General features: G+C 51.2%; 16 protein-coding genes. 2 read left to right on the forward strand and 14 right to left on the reverse strand.

Features of this window, described 5'->3' with window-relative positions:
• Nucleotides 1-689 precede the first annotated feature (689 nt).
• The 11 genes from PORUE0001_RS07735 to PORUE0001_RS10740 all read right to left on the reverse strand — a co-directional run bounded on the left by PORUE0001_RS07735 (nucleotide 690) and on the right by PORUE0001_RS10740 (nucleotide 7,732).
• Complete coding sequence (locus tag PORUE0001_RS07735; RefSeq protein WP_007365896.1) at nucleotides 690-2,381, reverse strand: ion transporter; 1,692 nt, start codon at nucleotides 2,379-2,381, stop codon at nucleotides 690-692.
• Nucleotides 2,359-2,964, reverse strand: coding sequence for a pyroglutamyl-peptidase I (locus PORUE0001_RS07740; RefSeq protein WP_100067382.1), 606 nt, complete (start codon nucleotides 2,962-2,964; stop codon nucleotides 2,359-2,361). Before PORUE0001_RS07740 ends, PORUE0001_RS07735 begins: the two co-directional genes overlap by 23 nt.
• Nucleotides 2,965-2,999: 35 nt before the next feature.
• A complete protein-coding gene (locus PORUE0001_RS07745) occupies nucleotides 3,000-3,242 on the reverse strand; it encodes a hypothetical protein (RefSeq protein WP_007365903.1) in 243 nt (80 codons plus the stop codon).
• 60 nt (nucleotides 3,243-3,302) lie between these two features.
• Complete coding sequence (locus PORUE0001_RS07750) at nucleotides 3,303-3,506, reverse strand: hypothetical protein (protein WP_007365899.1); 204 nt, start codon at nucleotides 3,504-3,506, stop codon at nucleotides 3,303-3,305.
• Nucleotides 3,507-3,531: 25 nt separating this feature from the next.
• Complete coding sequence (locus tag PORUE0001_RS07755) at nucleotides 3,532-4,863, reverse strand: hypothetical protein (RefSeq protein ID WP_007365913.1); 1,332 nt, start codon at nucleotides 4,861-4,863, stop codon at nucleotides 3,532-3,534.
• Between the two features lie 13 nt (nucleotides 4,864-4,876).
• Entirely contained in the window at nucleotides 4,877-5,521 is a 645-nt protein-coding gene (locus PORUE0001_RS07760; protein WP_007365910.1) for a hypothetical protein, read from the reverse strand.
• 122 nt (nucleotides 5,522-5,643) lie between these two features.
• Entirely contained in the window at nucleotides 5,644-5,958 is a 315-nt protein-coding gene (locus PORUE0001_RS07765; RefSeq protein WP_007365895.1) for a hypothetical protein, read from the reverse strand.
• 20 nt (nucleotides 5,959-5,978) lie between these two features.
• Nucleotides 5,979-6,404 carry a TerB family tellurite resistance protein gene (locus tag PORUE0001_RS07770; RefSeq protein ID WP_007365904.1) on the reverse strand — a complete coding sequence of 142 codons (426 nt, stop codon included), beginning with the start codon at nucleotides 6,402-6,404 and terminating at the stop codon, nucleotides 5,979-5,981.
• Nucleotides 6,405-6,423: 19 nt separating this feature from the next.
• Nucleotides 6,424-6,582: a hypothetical protein gene (locus PORUE0001_RS07775; protein ID WP_157750202.1), complete on the reverse strand. Its 159-nt coding sequence runs from the start codon at nucleotides 6,580-6,582 to the stop codon at nucleotides 6,424-6,426.
• 59 nt (nucleotides 6,583-6,641) lie between these two features.
• A complete protein-coding gene (locus PORUE0001_RS07780; protein WP_039865803.1) occupies nucleotides 6,642-7,532 on the reverse strand; it encodes an OmpA family protein in 891 nt (296 codons plus the stop codon).
• 26 nt (nucleotides 7,533-7,558) lie between these two features.
• Nucleotides 7,559-7,732 carry a hypothetical protein gene (locus PORUE0001_RS10740; RefSeq protein WP_198400686.1) on the reverse strand — a complete coding sequence of 58 codons (174 nt, stop codon included), beginning with the start codon at nucleotides 7,730-7,732 and terminating at the stop codon, nucleotides 7,559-7,561.
• Nucleotides 7,733-8,405: 673 nt separating this feature from the next.
• Between PORUE0001_RS10740 and PORUE0001_RS07785 the strand changes: the two genes are divergently transcribed.
• Both PORUE0001_RS07785 and PORUE0001_RS07790 read left to right on the forward strand, forming a co-directional pair.
• Nucleotides 8,406-10,181, forward strand: coding sequence for an ABC transporter ATP-binding protein (locus PORUE0001_RS07785; RefSeq protein ID WP_007365917.1), 1,776 nt, complete (start codon nucleotides 8,406-8,408; stop codon nucleotides 10,179-10,181).
• 3 nt (nucleotides 10,182-10,184) lie between these two features.
• Nucleotides 10,185-11,915, forward strand: a complete 1,731-nt coding sequence (locus tag PORUE0001_RS07790) for an ABC transporter ATP-binding protein (RefSeq protein ID WP_007365914.1) — start codon at nucleotides 10,185-10,187, stop codon at nucleotides 11,913-11,915.
• A gap of 217 nt (nucleotides 11,916-12,132) precedes the next feature.
• Here the strand turns inward: PORUE0001_RS07790 and PORUE0001_RS07795 are convergent, their stop codons facing one another.
• From PORUE0001_RS07795 to PORUE0001_RS07805, 3 genes are read right to left on the reverse strand one after another with little or no spacing between them, the layout of a single operon-like run.
• Nucleotides 12,133-12,729 (reverse strand): GNAT family N-acetyltransferase, encoded by a 597-nt coding sequence (locus tag PORUE0001_RS07795; protein WP_198400687.1) that lies wholly within the window; start codon nucleotides 12,727-12,729, stop codon nucleotides 12,133-12,135.
• Nucleotides 12,719-13,990 carry a phosphoglycerate kinase gene (locus PORUE0001_RS07800; RefSeq protein WP_007365908.1) on the reverse strand — a complete coding sequence of 424 codons (1,272 nt, stop codon included), beginning with the start codon at nucleotides 13,988-13,990 and terminating at the stop codon, nucleotides 12,719-12,721. Before PORUE0001_RS07800 ends, PORUE0001_RS07795 begins: the two co-directional genes overlap by 11 nt.
• Nucleotides 13,991-14,025: 35 nt before the next feature.
• A complete protein-coding gene (locus PORUE0001_RS07805; protein ID WP_007365894.1) occupies nucleotides 14,026-16,272 on the reverse strand; it encodes a tetratricopeptide repeat protein in 2,247 nt (748 codons plus the stop codon).
• Between the last annotated feature and the right edge of the window lie 8 nt (nucleotides 16,273-16,280).

Consider the following 16,280-nt stretch of genomic DNA (forward strand, 5'->3'; position numbering starts at 1 on the left):
CCACAACCTTGTTATTAACCAAATAGCAAGGTCGGACAGAGTAGCCAACCTGACCTAAGCTGGCTCGCTCGCCTTGTACATACAGGCGTATCATAATAGGGCTATCGCCTTGATAGCTCTTGTTATGCCTCGTGTAGTAGCGGACTTTAACGTCCAAGTCTAATCTCTTCATCACGAACATTGTTAGTTAGTAGTTTGGTGATGAAGAGAAAGTGTTCAAAACACCTTACATCTTAGTCTTAGAAAATCTAAATGTAGCCATTTTGTAGCCAAGCACACATTAAGTCTGTGAAACATTTGCACAAAGCATTGGTATACAAACGGCTACGTAAACCCCTGTAAAGGCTAACTAGCAACTTTCATCGTAGAAGCAGACTATCAACTCGCCTCTGTCAAAAGAATGTAACCAAATAGCTGTCAGCAATATACCAGCAAAATCACACTACCCTAAAACAGCACATTTCATTCTTCGGAAGAAAGATTTCAAAGTTCCGAGGAATTTGCCGATTGCTCCTTGGAGAATTTCAATTTCCTCGGGAGAAACCAGTATCTGAGCGCATCTCTCTCCGTATAATATTTAGAATTTAACTAATCGAAGGAAGGAGTCCTGACAGACTTCGAACGATAGATGCTGAACGTTCGCATCGTTTTGATATACAACAGATTACCGACTATTTGGTATTGCTGTTCTAATATCCACTTCGTTTAATCTTTAGCTCGGGGGAATACTCTTTATCTATATCGCTCTCGAAGTGACGATTTAGGGCATCGGCTATAGTCTTCGCAATAGCTATACGCCTCGAGTCCCACAGACAGGCACTCCAAGCGATACGTAGGACTATGTTGTTGCGAGATCCGCGTCCCTCACTAAAGTGGCGAGCGAAGAGTCGTGGACTGGTCAAGTTGTGATACCTCTGATGATCTGAAGTCATCTCAAAGCGTCGCTCTAGCTCAGCGGTCAAGTCTTGGTAAAAGGCTTGATACCCATCCATATCCTGTACGATTAGATTGTCTCCCGTAAAGCTCTCATCACCCTTAGCTCCTCCAGCAGAGAAGTGGAAGATGGTCGGATAGCTCGGCTCGTTGGCTCCGCTAGCTACGAGCGGGGTCAAGGTCCAGCTACCAGGACGTGAGCTGAGCTCCTCTAGGTCCTCCATATATTGAGTCAGATTGGGCTCGACCTGACGATTGTCAAAAGAGTAGTAAGACTTATACGGTCTCATCTCTCCCAGCTCGCGACTGATATAGTTAAATCCACCGATCAGAGCTAGGTAGTACGAGAAATTACCAATGGCGGCATCAGCTAGACTAGATGGTGATATGATCGTCACCTTAGATCCTCTGTTTATGTAGTAGCCATAAGGCTTATTGACTATAAAGTGCTCTACAGCGAGCTTGTCCTGTGGTCGCTCATCGATGGTCTGAGTGGTGGCTAGGTTAATCAGTCGAAAGTTGTCCGCTTCGTCCACGACATCTAGTATGTCTCCTACTTTGAGTCCTATGCGAGCCTGTAGATCACATATAGAGAGGTGCTGAGGCACAATTTGGAAGCCTGTCGGGCGGTCTAACTTTCGCTCGAAGGCGCTGAACATTTTCTCCGTATTCTTCTTAATAGTCTCTTTGTGCACCTCCTCCTCCAGCGTCTCCGAGAAGCCCGCTCCGACCAAGCCGGCTGGTATTGCAAAGAGTGCGATGCCTAGGATCCCTACAGCGAAAGCGACTGCTTGCCCCACGGGAGTAACTGGCGGGGTTTCGGCAAACTGTCCTGGATCACCTATATACTGTGCAAACGCCCACATCACGGAGGTCATCCCATTGTTGAAGGTCTCGGGCTGTGCTTCATGCTCATAGAAAAAGAGTACAAACGACAGCATCAAAGTCACGACTAGGAGAAACTGTAATGAGATGAGGATTTCCTTGGACTTTGAGGTGATAGCTTGTTGTAGCAGTCGGAATGAGCGCATATAGCGGAAAATCCTCAAGACACGCACGACACGTAGAGACTTGAGCACTTGGTAGGGTAGCGGGAGGAAGAGAGCCAGATAAAAGGTATAGGTAGAGAGTATATCTATCATACCGTAGAAGGTGAGACAGTAGCGCACCCTCCCCCAGAAGCCGTGATACTTAGGACTAAGCTCATCAGCAGTCCAAATACGTAGCGACACCTCTATCGTGAAGATGATGACAGTGACTACGTCTATCACATGGAGTACACGCTCCCAGCTCTCGGAGATGTCAAATGTGGAGATAAAGACAGAGAGCGTACTCAAGACAATCAGTCCGACGATGGTATAGTCGACATAATTGCCCCATTGCTTGGTCTCAAGGTTGGTATCAAAGACCCGTCCGAGCTGATGCTTAAACTGCTTGATGCGTCCCACTGATTCGTTTGATTATGGCTACGATAGCCTGCACCATATCGGCTAGTGGCATGGTAGGTCTGGCAGGCTTGGCTGAGGGCTGACCCTCATAGTATGGTAGGTGTACAAATAGGGCTTGAGTGGACGGTCTGCTCTGGGTGATCGAGAGAGCCTCATAGTAGAGGCGGTTGCAGACATAGAGCCCAGAGGAGTTGGAGATTTTGACCTTTATCCCGAGCTGCTCGATGGTGGTGCGTAGCTCCTTGATTGATGTATTGGTAAATAGAGCTGATGCTCCGTCAGTATAGATGGTCTCCTCATTGGGAAGGTAGCCATCGTTGTCGGGGAGTTTGGACTCCATCAGATTGATAGCGATGCGCTCTAGCTTGATGCGGTCACTACCTCCAGACTGTCCCAGCATGATGATTAGGTCTGGCGTGTGTAGGTCTATAGCCCTACGGAGAGCCTCCGCTACCTGATGAAAGCTGACAGGCATCATCTCCGTACAGATACGGATACCAGCTAGATCGTGGGTGGCCACTTCCTGAGCCACCACCCACGATGAGTTGTCAGGGTAGTCCCAGTACGGCTCAAACCCTGTCACGAGTACAGTATACACGTTGCGTGTCTTTGTCGTCCTTACTTACACCTCTTGAGGCTAGCCTTAGCACTCTCGATCTGACTCTTATAGTTTTCGATCTTGCGATCGTGATAGGCAGACTTGTCTATCTTGCTCTTGCGATAGGAGGCTTTTGAAGAGGGAGACGAGGCACTCCTGATTCTACTTGCGTAGTACTCATTGTCTCGCTTCTTCTGCTCTCGCTCTCTTGCGATAGAGGCACGTAGATCTATGATCTTTTTCTTATAGTGTTCTTTGCTCATGATATAAGTTTGCTTCTTCTGTTGTCGTATATATTGATAGATGACTACAGAGGCGCCGTGCTAGCCCTCTCTATCCTCTAGAAAGGACATCAGCTTGGATCCAAACTGGCGTGTCGTCCAGTCGTTGTCGTACTCAAAGCCCTCTTGCTCTGCAATCTCACGTAGGGCTCCCTTTACGTTGTCGTATACGCGGTACACGGTGATGCTACCGTTGTCTAGCTTGTTGAGGATGTACTCTCCTGTGGTTACTGTTTTCTTTGCCATAGTTCTTTTGGTTTGGTTTTAAGAATTATCTAGTGAAATACACCGGTCGGGTGTACTCCTTAGTATGTGTCAAGGAGGCTACTTCTAGCCAGATGTAGTTATCGTAGCGCATGCGCTCATTTTCGAAGCCTAGGTAAAGGGTCTTACGCCCTTTGGGCTTGAGCTCTCCATTACAAGATTGGGTGCCCATCTGAGACTGCTCTACAGCATACTTATAGTGCCCAGAGGAGGCTGTCTCGTCTTGAAACTTCTTGGCTTGCGTAGCATCGGTCAAGACGTACATATTGCAAAAGGCATCCTCCTCACGAGGCGGACGCGTATTAAAGAGCAGTCGGTCGATGACACTACTACTGAGGGTGCGCTTTTCGTATACCTTGATGCCCAGGATTTTGATTTGCTTAGAGGCGAGGGATAAGTTGTCGGCAAACTTGCCATCGCTGGGAGCTGTCTTCTCATTGGTAGATATACGGAGATAGTATAGTATGGCATCACTCCCCGCAGGCACAGGTACGGATATCAAAGCTCGAGACTTACCAGAGAAGATAGACTTGAGATTGCCTCGGAGCCCGACTTTCTTTGGCTCTTTAAAGACTGTCGACACCCGCACACTCGCAGTAGCTTCTGCCAGGAAGTCTCCCTGCTTACAGCTTACCGTTCGTTCCGAGACGCGTGGTCGCTTGTTGTTATCTGCGCCTTCGTATGAGAGAGATATATCGGTGATAAGCTCTCCACCATCGGGTCGTAACTCTATCATGTAGATGCCGTCCGATGGTATAGTCACCTGCTCCTCTAGAGTACTCTGTACGTGCCACTGCTTGAGACGCTTCTGGCGATTGATGTCAAAGAGGGAGACACGCGCAGAGCCATGAGGGGTCACAGAGATGTGGAGCTGGTCCTGAGACTTGAAGTAATAAGGGTAACGCTTGACAGCGTCAACCTTCATGTGTCTTCTAGATATGAGTCCCTTGCTAGCGGAAGGTCTTGACTCTGAAGTGCTAGCTTCATTAGAGGAAGAAATCTGTTGTAGACTACTCGGACTTGCTTGGAGCACAGCGAGTCTATCCTTGAGCTGCTGGCACTTTTGCTGTGCACGTTCGCCCATACCGTCGGGATTGTAGTCGTACTCGATCTGACTTAACTCAGTATAGATCGTCTGTAAGTCTAGATCGCTGTGTGCACTTTGAGCTTTTGAGCAGAGGAGGTCTAGCTTTTGCGATATGTTGTCATACTTCATCTGCTCTAGTTCAGAGATCTTGTCAAGCTCTGCGTCCTTCTTATTGCCCTGCCCGCATCCTACACAAGTTAGGAGAGTGCAAAGGAGCAATCCTCCATAGAGTATCTGTAACAGACCTTTCATCCCTTCTCTTCGTCTAGTAGTTATAAGACTCATCTATGAGTTGCTCTAACCGCTCTCTCACCTGATTACTTTGGAAAGCAGCATACTCACTGGCGTACTGACTACTACTTGCGTCTACATAGGTGGCGAACCACGATAGCTTACTCCTTACAAACTGACTAGCCTCATCTTGTCGTCCAGCAGCACACATAGCCACTACGACATCATTCATGTAGTCGTAGAGACAGGGGGCATTACCTATATAGTTTTCATCAAGAGACTTTAGGGGATAGTAGTTCCAAGCAGTCTCGTAGTCTCCATGCTTGACTAGGTAATCTCTGAGTAGCTTACAGGCATCCCGCTCGTAGACGTTAAAGGAGTACGAGATATTGTCTCGACCTTCGTGGTATGGCGTGAGGACCTCGTATACATAGATAGCCTGCTTGGAGTTATCTAGCTCTAGGTAGACGCGTATCAGACGTAGCGCACAGCGCTCCTTGTCGGAGCTGTCGTCAATCTGCTCGATATACTTAGAGGCTTCGGAGAGGTTACCATCTTCGAGGGCTTTCTTAAACTGCTTGACAGCACTACTGCTACAAGCCGTACTGATTACGTTACCGATGAATACAAACCCTAGAAGGGCTAGAACAGCGTAAATGATAATCTTCTTCGTACTCATATAGAGGTACCGCTAAGTAGTCTGTGTGTAGAAGGGGGAAAAGTAGCTCTTTCCTTTTGAGACGGGTATATAGTCAATGGAGACACTACTGAGGGGTAGTGCTCCATTGACATGTACGTAGATTACTTCTTGCCTGCAGCGACTAGTGTGATATTGTCGCTACTGAGCTCAGTGTTCTTAGCATTGGCCACTTGCACGCCTACGCCGTACAGCTCAGCAATCTTCTTCTCGAAGTTACCGACCCTTAGGTTGCCACCTACGGTCAGCACACCACCCTTTGCAGAGGAGGTCATGAGAGATCCGATTGTAGCCTCGTCATCGGCCATTGCCTTACAGTTTTCCGTCGTGTAGACGCGGAGCGTAGCTCCAAATTCTTTCTTAAAGTTTGCCTTGAGGGTTTTAACCTTCATACGGCTGTCAATGCGAAAGTCTGCCATGTTGTTATAGTTATTGGTTATTAGTATGGTTGGAACTCTACCTCAATCTCAGGGCTGTACTTAACGAGGTCTAGCAGCATGAGCGTTACGTCAGCATGCTCTACCTCTCCGCCCATAGCGTCTGCTAGGTCAAAGAGCACCTGTACCTCATCCACTGTGATAACATTATCAGCCATCACAATTTCGATAGCGCACTGCAAGAGTCTCTTGGTCTCATCCTCTTCAATAGCCGAAGCGTTGTTGATGAGGTACTCTTGGACAGCGTCGTCATCTTTACCCTCTAGGGTATTGACCGCCTCTTGTACCTGCTGGATGAGTGATGCGGAGTCTACGTCAAGTGCCTCTGCGATGTCTGTGAGCATATCGTTTTCCTCCTCGGAGTATACACCGTCTGCCCAGATGGCTACAGCTAGAAAAGCTGCTACATTCTTTATATCTGATTTCATAGTTCTGTCGTTGTCTTTTTTATTTGAGCATTCGTTTGATACGTCTGAGTAGACTAGCGTCTTCTTGACGACGTTTTCTTGCGGCTGCTGCGCGAGCCTTTGCTAGATTTTCGAGCATAGCCTTACCTTCCTTGGTACGCTTGTCGATTTTACCTGATTTAGTTCGTTTTACTGCCATTGTAGTATTACTTAGTTGGTTATTTATTAGTTGCGTTGTGATGGTGAGCCTCTGCGTGCTCACTCTATGACGATGAACTCAGTGCGCCTATTGACATCAGGGTTGCTTGGGTCAATTGGTTCACTAGATCCCTTGCCCTCAGCTTGCAAGCGGTCTGCCGAGATGCCTTGGCTGATGAGGAAGTCTACAGCGACTTGAGCTCGCTCCTCTGAGAGTCGCTGGTTGAAGGCCTCATCGCCCTCCTCTGAGGTGTGTCCCTCGATCTTGAGCTTTAGGTCTGGATTAGCCTCCATTAGCTTGGCTAGGTCATGAAGGACAAACTTAGCCTCGTCCGTTAGATCTGCTTTGCCCTGGACAAACTTGGCGGCATTGAAGTCTTTCTCAATCTTCTCAACACGATCTCGATAGACTACCTTCTCAACCGTAACTACCTTCTCGACCTCGACCACCTTGGGCTTACGAAGCAGGAAGAATGCGACGATGCCTCCGATGAGGAGTAGTGCGATGATGAGCCAGAGCCACCAGGGGAGTCCTTTCTTCTTAGCCACTGGGGGTATGTAGCCGTTGAGGTACTCTAGTCGGAAGCCGCCCTTCTCGCCAACTCGTCCCGCCTTCTCAAACTCTGCTACCACAATATCATACTGTGTAGCATGTCGTACGATCTTCTCAAAGCTCGGCTTGGTCCACATACTGACGAGAGCGACTTTCTTGCCGTCACCCGTCGTGAGTAGCTCGTCGGGAGCCTTAAAGTATCCGTTCCAATTAGCTGTAGTCCCCTTTTCATCTGCATAGATAAAGGTCTCTGGGACACCCTTGTCAGGGTTTAGCTCATTAGGAAATGCTTTGCGCAGGTCTGCTAGGGTCGCATGTGGATACATAATCATGTAGGCATGTACGATACCTAGTGCTGTGCGGTTTTGAGCTTTACCAAATACTTTGATTTTGTCCATAGGTTTTATCGTGTTATAGTTTTGTTTTATCGTCCGAATAGTTTCTTCAGGATGCCACGGCCTATCTTTTGGTTCAGACCACTTTTGCTCGTTGGTATACCAGTGCGCCGAGATACTCGCTGTCTGAGCTTCGTTACGCCTACGGCTCTCTGCCATGAGAAGGAGAGACCGGGTATAGGTGTCGATCGTTTGCGTCCCATAGGGTTATATCATCTGATTTTTGTTATGTCTTTTTGCAATGGAGCATAGGCTCCTTAGTAACTTCACTGGCAAAGGTACGGAATGTTTAACAAAAAAAAACAGTTGCCGGCGAGAATTCGTTTAACTGTTTGATTGTTAGCGGTGTAATGTCGATAAAATACCGAAATGAAGGGAGTTTTGTTCTTGGGAAACTGAGTAATTGGTTGAAATGTGGAGTTATGCGAAGATTTTCTCGGAAGAATTTGAAAATATTCACGGAGATATTTTTCATTTTATCGGAAGTTCGAAATAAAACTTCGGAAGAATGAAATGAAACTTCGGAAGAAAGATTTCAAAGTTCCGAGGAATTTGCCGATTGCTCCTTGGAGATTTTCAATTTCCTCGGGAGAAACCAGTATCTGAGCGCATCTCTCTCCGTATAATATTCAGAATTTAACTAATCGAAGGAAGGAGTCCTGACAGGCTTCGAACGATAGATGCTGAACGTTCGCATCATTTTGATATACAATAGATTACCGACTATTTGGTATTGCTGTTCTAAGGATTACGCTCTACCTTTGCACTGTGTAAGGGTGCCCATAGGACGATGCTTTTTTAGCTCCTCGCTGAGCGCTCTTGCGCATAGGATCTATTTTAAGTAAAACGGCTCCAAGTATATAACAACAGATCAATATGAGACAATCAAACAATCAATCTCTAGGTGCATTGGGACGCCTAGGGCGCTCCATGGGGAGCAAGCGACCGCTCGCTTATCTAGGGCTGGTCTGCTCTGCCGTGGCGCACGTGGTGGCACTGGTGCCATTCATCTTTATTTGGCTTATCCTGCGGGAGTTACTCGGTGGCTCTGTGGACTCAGGCGCCATCACGCGATGGGCTTGGTTGGCAGTCGGGGCGGGACTGCTCCATATACTCCTCTATGGGTTGGCATTGATGCTGACGCATGTGGCAGCCTTTAGGGTAGAGCGGACTTTGCGAGGGGATGCTATGAGGCGTATGCTGGAGATGCCCTTGGGCTTCTTCGATCAGCAGAACCTAGGCAAGCTCAAAAACGTCATCGACGACAATGTTGGCCTGACCCACACTTTCTGCGCTCACCAGTTGCCAGACCTCGTTGGGACGCTGGTCTGCTTTGTGACGCTCTGCGTGATGATGTTTGTCCTAGAGTGGCGCATGGCTCTGCTCTGTCTCATACCTGTCTTGATACAGCTCCTGGCGATGGGGTCGATGATGACCAACAAAGCGTACCGTGAGAGTATGGGTGCCTATATGAATCACCAGCAAAGGATGAGCAGCGAGGCGGTTGAGTATGTGCGTGGTATGCCCGTGGTGAAAGCTTTCCAGCAGTCGATCTACTCCTTCAATGCTTTTCACCAGACGCTACTGGACTATGCTAAATGGGCGAAGGTCTATGCACGTAGTTGTCGGCGGATGTTTAGCATCTATACGGTAGCTTCCTTTGGCTATGCCTTTATCTTGGTACCCTTCGCCTATTATCTCTTGAGTCGAGGCGAAGATATGGTCGGTGTGGTGAGCAGCTTGGTCTTCTTTATCCTCGTGACTCCCTTCATCGGTGAGTGTACGATGCGGCTCATGTATGTGGTCAGTGGCAAGCGTGAGGCTGTACAAGCTCTGGATAGGCTGGATGCCCTCTGCGATGCCTCTACTGAGGCAAAGGGTAGTACGCCTCTCTCGCTCTCTAGTCATACGATCCAGCTGGAGGGGGTGTCCTTTAGATATAGTCCAGAGGCTCCTCTGGCAGTGAGTGATGTGACGCTCACAATCCCTGAGGGCGCCTGCGTGGCTCTCGTAGGAGCTAGCGGGAGTGGCAAGACAACGCTGGCTCGTCTCGTGGCTCGCTTTTGGGATGTGGAGACAGGGCGGATTACTATTGGGGGAGAAGATATAAGTCAGGTTGCTGTCGAGGAGGTGCTACGGCACATCTCTTTCGTCTTCCAGAATGAAAGGCTCTTTAAGAAGTCCATCCGTGACAATGTAGCCTACGGATCTGCTGAGGCTACGGACGAAGAGATCTATGCCGCCCTCGACAAAGCGCACTGCCTAGAGCTGGTGCGTAGTTTGCCACATGGGTTGGACACGGTCATCGGCTCTAAGGGTGTCTACCTCAGTGGGGGAGAGCAGCAGCGGATAGCTTTGGCGAGAGCTTTCCTCAAGGATGCGCCGATACTGCTCCTGGACGAGGCTACCTCTTTTGCAGATCCTGAGAGTGAGCATGCGATCCAGGAGAGCCTGCATCGTCTGATGGCGCACAAGACCGTCCTGATGATAGCGCATCGTCTCTCCTCGGTCGTCAATGCGGATCTCATCGTGGTGATGCAGCAGGGACGCATCGTAGAGCAAGGCACCCACACGGAGCTACTGGCTCGTACTAATGGACTCTATGCCTCTATGTGGCAAGAGTATCAAGAATCTATCAAATGGACTATATAAGCTATGAAGCATCTAAATCTAATCAACTGGATGGAGCGCAAGATGGCGCTCTCGCCTAGAGGAGCGCACAACTTCCTCTCGGCTTGTCTCTGGACTGGTGTGCAAAACCTCTCCTTCATGCTCCCCGTGATGCTCGTTTACCTCCTAATGATGGAGCTATTTGGCGAGAGCAGAGACCTCACCCTCTGGGCACTGGTAGGGATGGCACTCCTATCTATAATAGGTATGTATCTCATCACTCGCAGACAGTACAACAGCACCTTCCTCGCCGTCTACAGCGAGAGTGCTACTATGCGCATACGACTAGCGGAGAAGATGAGACGACTCCCGCTCTCCTTCTTCGACCGCCACGATGCGAGTGATCTGACAAGCCGTGTGATGTCTGATGTCTCATTTCTTGAAAACGCTTATTCGCATACTCTGCCACAGATGGTAGCTTCCTTTATAGTCCTCATCTTGGCGGGATGTGGATTAGCCTCCTTAGATTGGCGGTTAGCCTTGGCACTCTTTTGGGCAGCGCCCGTGTCGCTCCTGATCCTATGGGGATGTCTGGCTTCGCAAAAGCGCTCCTTCGTCAAGGCATCTAAGTCGCAACTCTCTGTGAGCGAAAAGGTCGAGGAGGGGCTACAGCTACATCAGACGATCAAGGCATACGGTGGCGAAACGCTCTATATGACAGAGCTGGATGCCGTCTTGGCGAGTCATGAACGCACCAGCTTTAACACCGAGTTGGCTAGCTTCGTCGTGGTCAATGGACTACGCTCTTTGCTACAGCTGGCGATACCGACGCTAGTCGTCGTGGGGAGCCACCTTTACCTGGCAGGAGAGGTGTCGCTCGGCATCCTCCTCTTCTTCCTGCTCATCTCCGTGTCGGTCTATACACCGCTGACTATGCTGATGGCGAATGCACTCGTAACGCTCTTTGCCTCTGTGCGGATAGATCGTATGAATGAGATCTACAATATGCCGACACAGGAGGGGCGGACAGACTTTGCGCCTAAGAGCTTCGACCTAACGTTTGAGGATGTATCCTTTTCCTACAATGAGGGTGCGCAGGTGCTGAATCATGTCTCCTTTACCGCCAAGCAGGGCGAGGTGACGGCTCTCGTCGGTCCGAGCGGTGGGGGCAAGAGTACCTGTGCACGACTAGCCTCCCGCTTCTGGGACTGTCAGAGTGGTACCGTATCGCTCGGAGGCGAAGACTTAACAGCAGTCGATCCAGAGACACTTCTCAAGTACTACGCCATCGTCTTTCAAGATGTGGTACTCTTTAATAATACGGTGCTGGAAAACATTCGCGTCGGACGCAAAGAGGCGACAGATGCCGAGGTACTCGAGGCTGCTCGGCTAGCGCAGTGTGACGACTTTGTAGCGCGGTTGCCCGAGGGGTACCAGACGCAGATAGGGGAGAATGGCAGTCGCCTCTCTGGTGGTGAGCGTCAGCGCATATCAATAGCTCGAGCTATCCTCAAGAATGCTCCGATCATCATCCTCGATGAGGCGACTGCGAGCCAAGATGCGGAGAGTGAGACGCATATACAGCGGGCTCTCTCACAGCTTACGACGGATAAGACGGTGCTAATCATTGCCCACCGTATGCGTACGATACGCAATGCGGACCGCATCGTAGTACTCTCTGGGGGCACGGTCGCTGCCTCTGGCACGCCTGACGAACTGTACGATGTGCCGGGCTACTACCGCACCGCCTGTGACCTGCAGCAAGTAGAGAGCTAGGCGAAGGCAACTTAGCCCCTCAGCTTACTGCCCCCCTTGGGCGAAAGCTGAGGGGCGGACTTGGAACCTCTTTGTCTTGTGTTGGCTTAGTAGTACATACGAGTTCCAAAAAGAGTTCTCCTCTTGTAACTTTTCGGTTCCAAGGGAGGAAACAAGAAAAAGAGGAGACGACCAGCTGGTGTGGCCGTCTCCTCTTACGTTGATGGGGATGTCGTGTCTAGAAGTGTGGGTAGACTTGATCAATGAGTGTCTGGCAGACTCGCTCAATGAAGTCTCTCTCGCCTAGCTCGGACGACATGATGTAGAGCGGTACGCCCTGCTCCTCACGGTGATACGGGGGCTGCAGGTAGTCCCGCTTGACCACCTGAAAGCCATTACGCTCGTAGTAGTTGATGCGTCGCCCAGCTATCTCGGAGAGCGTCTCGGGCTCAACCTCAAAGTAGATTGGTTCGCGCCCAATGTACTCCTTGACCGTCTGTAGCGTCTGCTCGCCTAGGCGATGGTTGCGTAGCTGCGGTAGGATGGCAAAGTGCTCTCCGTAGTAGAAGTCGTCGAAGTGCCACAGCGTGATGAAGCCCACGACCCCTAGCTCTGGATGCTCCAAGAGGAAGAACTGGTAAGCGCCTTGCGCCCCAATGAGCTGCTCTAGGTCACTCCAAGGGCGACGCTCACTATGGGGAAAGGCCTCCTCGTAGAGCTGTCTGAGCGTAGGCAGATGGTGCTGGTGCGTCTCATTGCAGAGGTCGCACCGTGTCATACGAACGAGCGAGACGAGTGGGGTAGCGGATGCGTCTTGTCCCATATTACTTGCCATAGTTGGGGTCGATGGCTACGATGCCTGGGAGAGCTTTGCCCTCGATAGCCTCTAGGAGCGCACCGCCACCAGTGGATACGTAAGATACTTCGTCACCTAGCCCGAGCTTGTTGATGCAGGCGACACTATCCCCGCCACCGACGAGCGAGTAGGCGCCCTGTCGTGTAGCCTCGGCGACTGCCTTGGCTATAGCTTCGGAGCCACGAGCGAAGTTGTCAAACTCAAAGACTCCCGCAGGACCATTCCATAGGATCGTCTTGCTGGTCAGGATAACCTCACGGTAGTCGGCACAAGCCTGAGCACCGATGTCCATACCCATGCGGTCGGCAGGGATCTGATTGGTTGGGAAGGTCTCGGCAGGCGCATCGTTGGCAAAGTCGCACGTGGCGACCGTATCTACGGGTAGGAGGAGTCGTACGCCCTTAGCCTTAGCGCGCTCCATGATGTCCCGTGCCACGTCGATCTTGTCCTCTTCACAGAGGGAGCGACCGATCTCGCCACCCTGCGCCTTGACAAAGGTGTAGGCCATACCGCCCCCGATGATGAGGTTGTCCACCTTGTCCATCAGGTTGAGGATGATGTCAATCTTGGAGGAGACTTTAGACCCTCCTAAGATAGCGGTAAAGGGGTGCTTAGCACCATGCAGGACACGCTGTACAGCCTCGACTTCTTGTAGCATGAGCATGCCAAACATCTTCTTGTCTGCGGCAAAGTACTGAGCGATGAGCGCCGTCGTGGCGTGTGCTCGGTGTGCTGCTCCAAAAGCATCGTTGACATAGACATCTGCTAGCGTGGCCATCTCCTTAGCGTAAGCTTTCTGACGCTCCTTGAGATCAGCCTTTGCAGCCTTGAGAGCCTCCTCGTCAGTGTACTGGTCAGCATTGCGGAGCTTGCCTTCTTCCTCCTCCTCGAAGCGTACGTTTTCCAATACTAATATCTCGCCCGACTGAAGTGCCTGCGCCATCTCCTGTGCCTGTGCACCACGGCTCACGGGGCAGTGGATGACGGGTACGTGTATGAGCTCCTTGAGGTGGGGCACGATGAGCGCTGTAGAGAGCTTGGGGTCACGACCCTTGGGGCGGCCGAGGTGCGTGGCGATGATGACGCTCCCGCCGTCGGATAGGATCTTGCGTAGTGTAGGCAGGGCGGCACGCATGCGGGTGTCGTCGGTGATCTGCCCTTTGTCGTCAAAGGGAACGTTGAAGTCTACACGCACGAGAGCACGGAGACCGGAGAAGTCGAACTGATGAATGTTTGTCATGAATAGAGGTGTGTATTTGGTCTGTGTGAATAAACTTAGAAAGTATTGATGCGCTGATGGAGCCAAGTCTGTATTAGCTCCAGCAGATGGCTCGGTACGCCTAGTTGCCTCAGGTCGTACATGCACTCCCCGTAGGCGGAGATGAACCGCTTCTGTTGCTGTTCGTCAGCCGATGCGAGGAGCTTGCCCAGAGCTTGCAGGGTGCCCTGTAGATCTCCGCCGACGAGCGTAAAGAGAGCGGGCAGTAGGGGTACAAACTCTTTGTATTGAAGCTCCAGAGAGTCTTTGCCCAGCTGATCGTACGAGGTAACGGAGCGACTAGCGTAAGCCTTTGCCTCCTCCCAGCGCTGTGTCATCATGAGGCACCAAGCGATGAGCGGATAGAGCGTGTCGGGGTGCTCGTCCTCAAACTCGCACTGCAAGAGCAGCGGGAGCGCCTTGTCGTAAATGCGGAGCTTTACATAGAGCACACCGAGTAGTCGTGAGATAGCGAGCGAAGGCCGTTCAGGATCTGCCTGCTGTCGCACCTGCTCTAGTAGTGAGATGGCGAGCATCGGCTGCTCCATGCGGTAGAGGATCTGGGCGATAAAGAGCGGGCTCGTGTCTCCCGAGAGTAGCTGCGGAGGGATCTGCTGCATGACGAAGTAAGCCTGCATGTACTTCTGCTCCTCGTAATAGGTCTGCGCAAGGCGGTACATAAGCTGCGCACGAGCCTCTGGCTCTGAGGTGCGTCCCAGCTGAAACTGTATAGCAGCCTGCTCGCCTGCATACTCTTTCGTCTGGACGCAGTAAGCGCGCAATAGGTCGAGATGCTTGTCGCAGAGCTGCTCCGATTGCGCCTGTGCAAAGGGATTGGGCTGGCCAAAGTGCATCATGAAGGGTGTCTTAGCAGCCACCTTTGCCTCAATAAAGGTGAAGATGCGTGCCAGCTGGCAGATGTAGCCTTGTAGCGCTTTCGTATAGTCGTCCGCCTCTAGCGTCCGTCGCTCCTGTGGACGGATGTAAGGGGTGCGGTTGATCACGTTTTCCATAGCTAGGACGCCCTGCGAGATGCCTTGTAGCACCTGTCCAGGCAGTTGGCTAATCCTAAAGATGGAGCCGTAGAAGTCTATGTCTACCTGCTGGAAGATGGACTCACGCAGTAGCGTCATGATCTGATCCTCGCCGAGCTGGTACTCATTGCTAAACTGAGCCATCACGGCTCCCAGCGAACTGTGCTGCAGGTCAAAGGGAACTAACCAATGCGCCTCATCTTCAAAGAAAGGTCCCTGCAGGAGCGAGCTAGTCGCAAAAGCGTTGACATCGAAACCACGAGCCACGAGACGCTTCAGCGCTTCGTAGCCCTCCTGCACATCGCCCACGAGAGGGAGGAGCTCCTCCTCATTCCCGAAGACACTCTCGAAGGTGGCTGGCTCCTCTCTGTCGCCCGTCGAAGAGATGATCTCCTGAAAGCGCTGCTGAAACTCTGGGCTGTTGAAGCGTCCGAAGAGCTTCTGCACATACTCCACCACTTGTGGCGTGTACTTCATGCGGAGGCGATGGCTCCAGATCATGTCGTACTCCTCGAGGGTAATCGCCTCGCTGATCTGCTGAGGCTTGTAGGGGAGCTGCTCCTCGTAGAGTGCCAGACGGCTACTGTATAGTTCGCCGACGAGGAGCACCCCGACGACAGCACGAATGCGCACCATCGTCTGTTCGCCTCGTGTCTCCATCAGCTTAGCGAGTAGCCAGCAGAGCTTACCCCAGTGCCACGAGCGTAGCAAAGCTAGGGTTACAGCCGTGAGAGCTGCCTGCTGTATGTAGTCGTCTAGCTGGTCTAGCGAGGTGGCTACTTCGTCGCTCCACTCCTGCGTATAGAGGAGTCCCATTGTGAGGCGCTTGACCAGTTCGTCGTAGCGTGGTCGGTCAACCGTTGCGAGGTTCGACTGGAGCGTCAGTTGCTCGACAACCATTGCGAGTCCTCCATTGTCTAGCAGTAGAGCGTAGTAGTTTGATTGCTTCTCGTATTGAGGCGACTGAGCCACCCACTCCGTATCTCGTAGTGCATCGGTCACCTCATAGAGTGTCCGGAGCAGGTAGCTGTAGTTCGTCACCAGCTCAGGGTCTTGTATCGGAGACTCTAGGTATTGTAGCATCGTCTCTAGGATACGCTTTGCCGAGTGGTAGCGGTCGCGCTGCTCCACGGGGATACGCACGTGAGACTGCATCTGCTCGCCTAGTAGCTTGACCGCTTGGGCGATCTGATGCTCAGAGATGAGCCGGTAGATGTCGTCTGTAACCATATAATAAT

Source organism: Porphyromonas uenonis 60-3 (assembly GCF_000174775.1).
Lineage (GTDB): Bacteria > Bacteroidota > Bacteroidia > Bacteroidales > Porphyromonadaceae > Porphyromonas > Porphyromonas uenonis_A.

Coding starts and splice junctions, on each gene's coding strand:
- PORUE0001_RS07745 (WP_007365903.1), bottom strand. CDS start 3,242: ATGAGCAAAGAACACTATAAGAAAAAGATCATAGATCTACGTGCCTCT.
- PORUE0001_RS07750 (WP_007365899.1), bottom strand. CDS start 3,506: ATGGCAAAGAAAACAGTAACCACAGGAGAGTACATCCTCAACAAGCTA.
- PORUE0001_RS07755 (WP_007365913.1), bottom strand. CDS start 4,863: ATGAAAGGTCTGTTACAGATACTCTATGGAGGATTGCTCCTTTGCACT.
- PORUE0001_RS07760 (WP_007365910.1), bottom strand. CDS start 5,521: ATGAGTACGAAGAAGATTATCATTTACGCTGTTCTAGCCCTTCTAGGG.
- PORUE0001_RS07765 (WP_007365895.1), bottom strand. CDS start 5,958: ATGGCAGACTTTCGCATTGACAGCCGTATGAAGGTTAAAACCCTCAAG.
- PORUE0001_RS07770 (WP_007365904.1), bottom strand. CDS start 6,404: ATGAAATCAGATATAAAGAATGTAGCAGCTTTTCTAGCTGTAGCCATC.
- PORUE0001_RS07775 (WP_157750202.1), bottom strand. CDS start 6,582: ATGGCAGTAAAACGAACTAAATCAGGTAAAATCGACAAGCGTACCAAG.
- PORUE0001_RS07780 (WP_039865803.1), bottom strand. CDS start 7,532: ATGGACAAAATCAAAGTATTTGGTAAAGCTCAAAACCGCACAGCACTA.
- PORUE0001_RS10740 (WP_198400686.1), bottom strand. CDS start 7,732: ATGGGACGCAAACGATCGACACCTATACCCGGTCTCTCCTTCTCATGG.
- PORUE0001_RS07785 (WP_007365917.1), top strand. CDS start 8,406: ATGAGACAATCAAACAATCAATCTCTAGGTGCATTGGGACGCCTAGGG.
- PORUE0001_RS07790 (WP_007365914.1), top strand. CDS start 10,185: ATGAAGCATCTAAATCTAATCAACTGGATGGAGCGCAAGATGGCGCTC.
- PORUE0001_RS07795 (WP_198400687.1), bottom strand. CDS start 12,729: ATGGCAAGTAATATGGGACAAGACGCATCCGCTACCCCACTCGTCTCG.
- PORUE0001_RS07800 (WP_007365908.1), bottom strand. CDS start 13,990: ATGACAAACATTCATCAGTTCGACTTCTCCGGTCTCCGTGCTCTCGTG.
- PORUE0001_RS07805 (WP_007365894.1), bottom strand. CDS start 16,272: ATGGTTACAGACGACATCTACCGGCTCATCTCTGAGCATCAGATCGCC.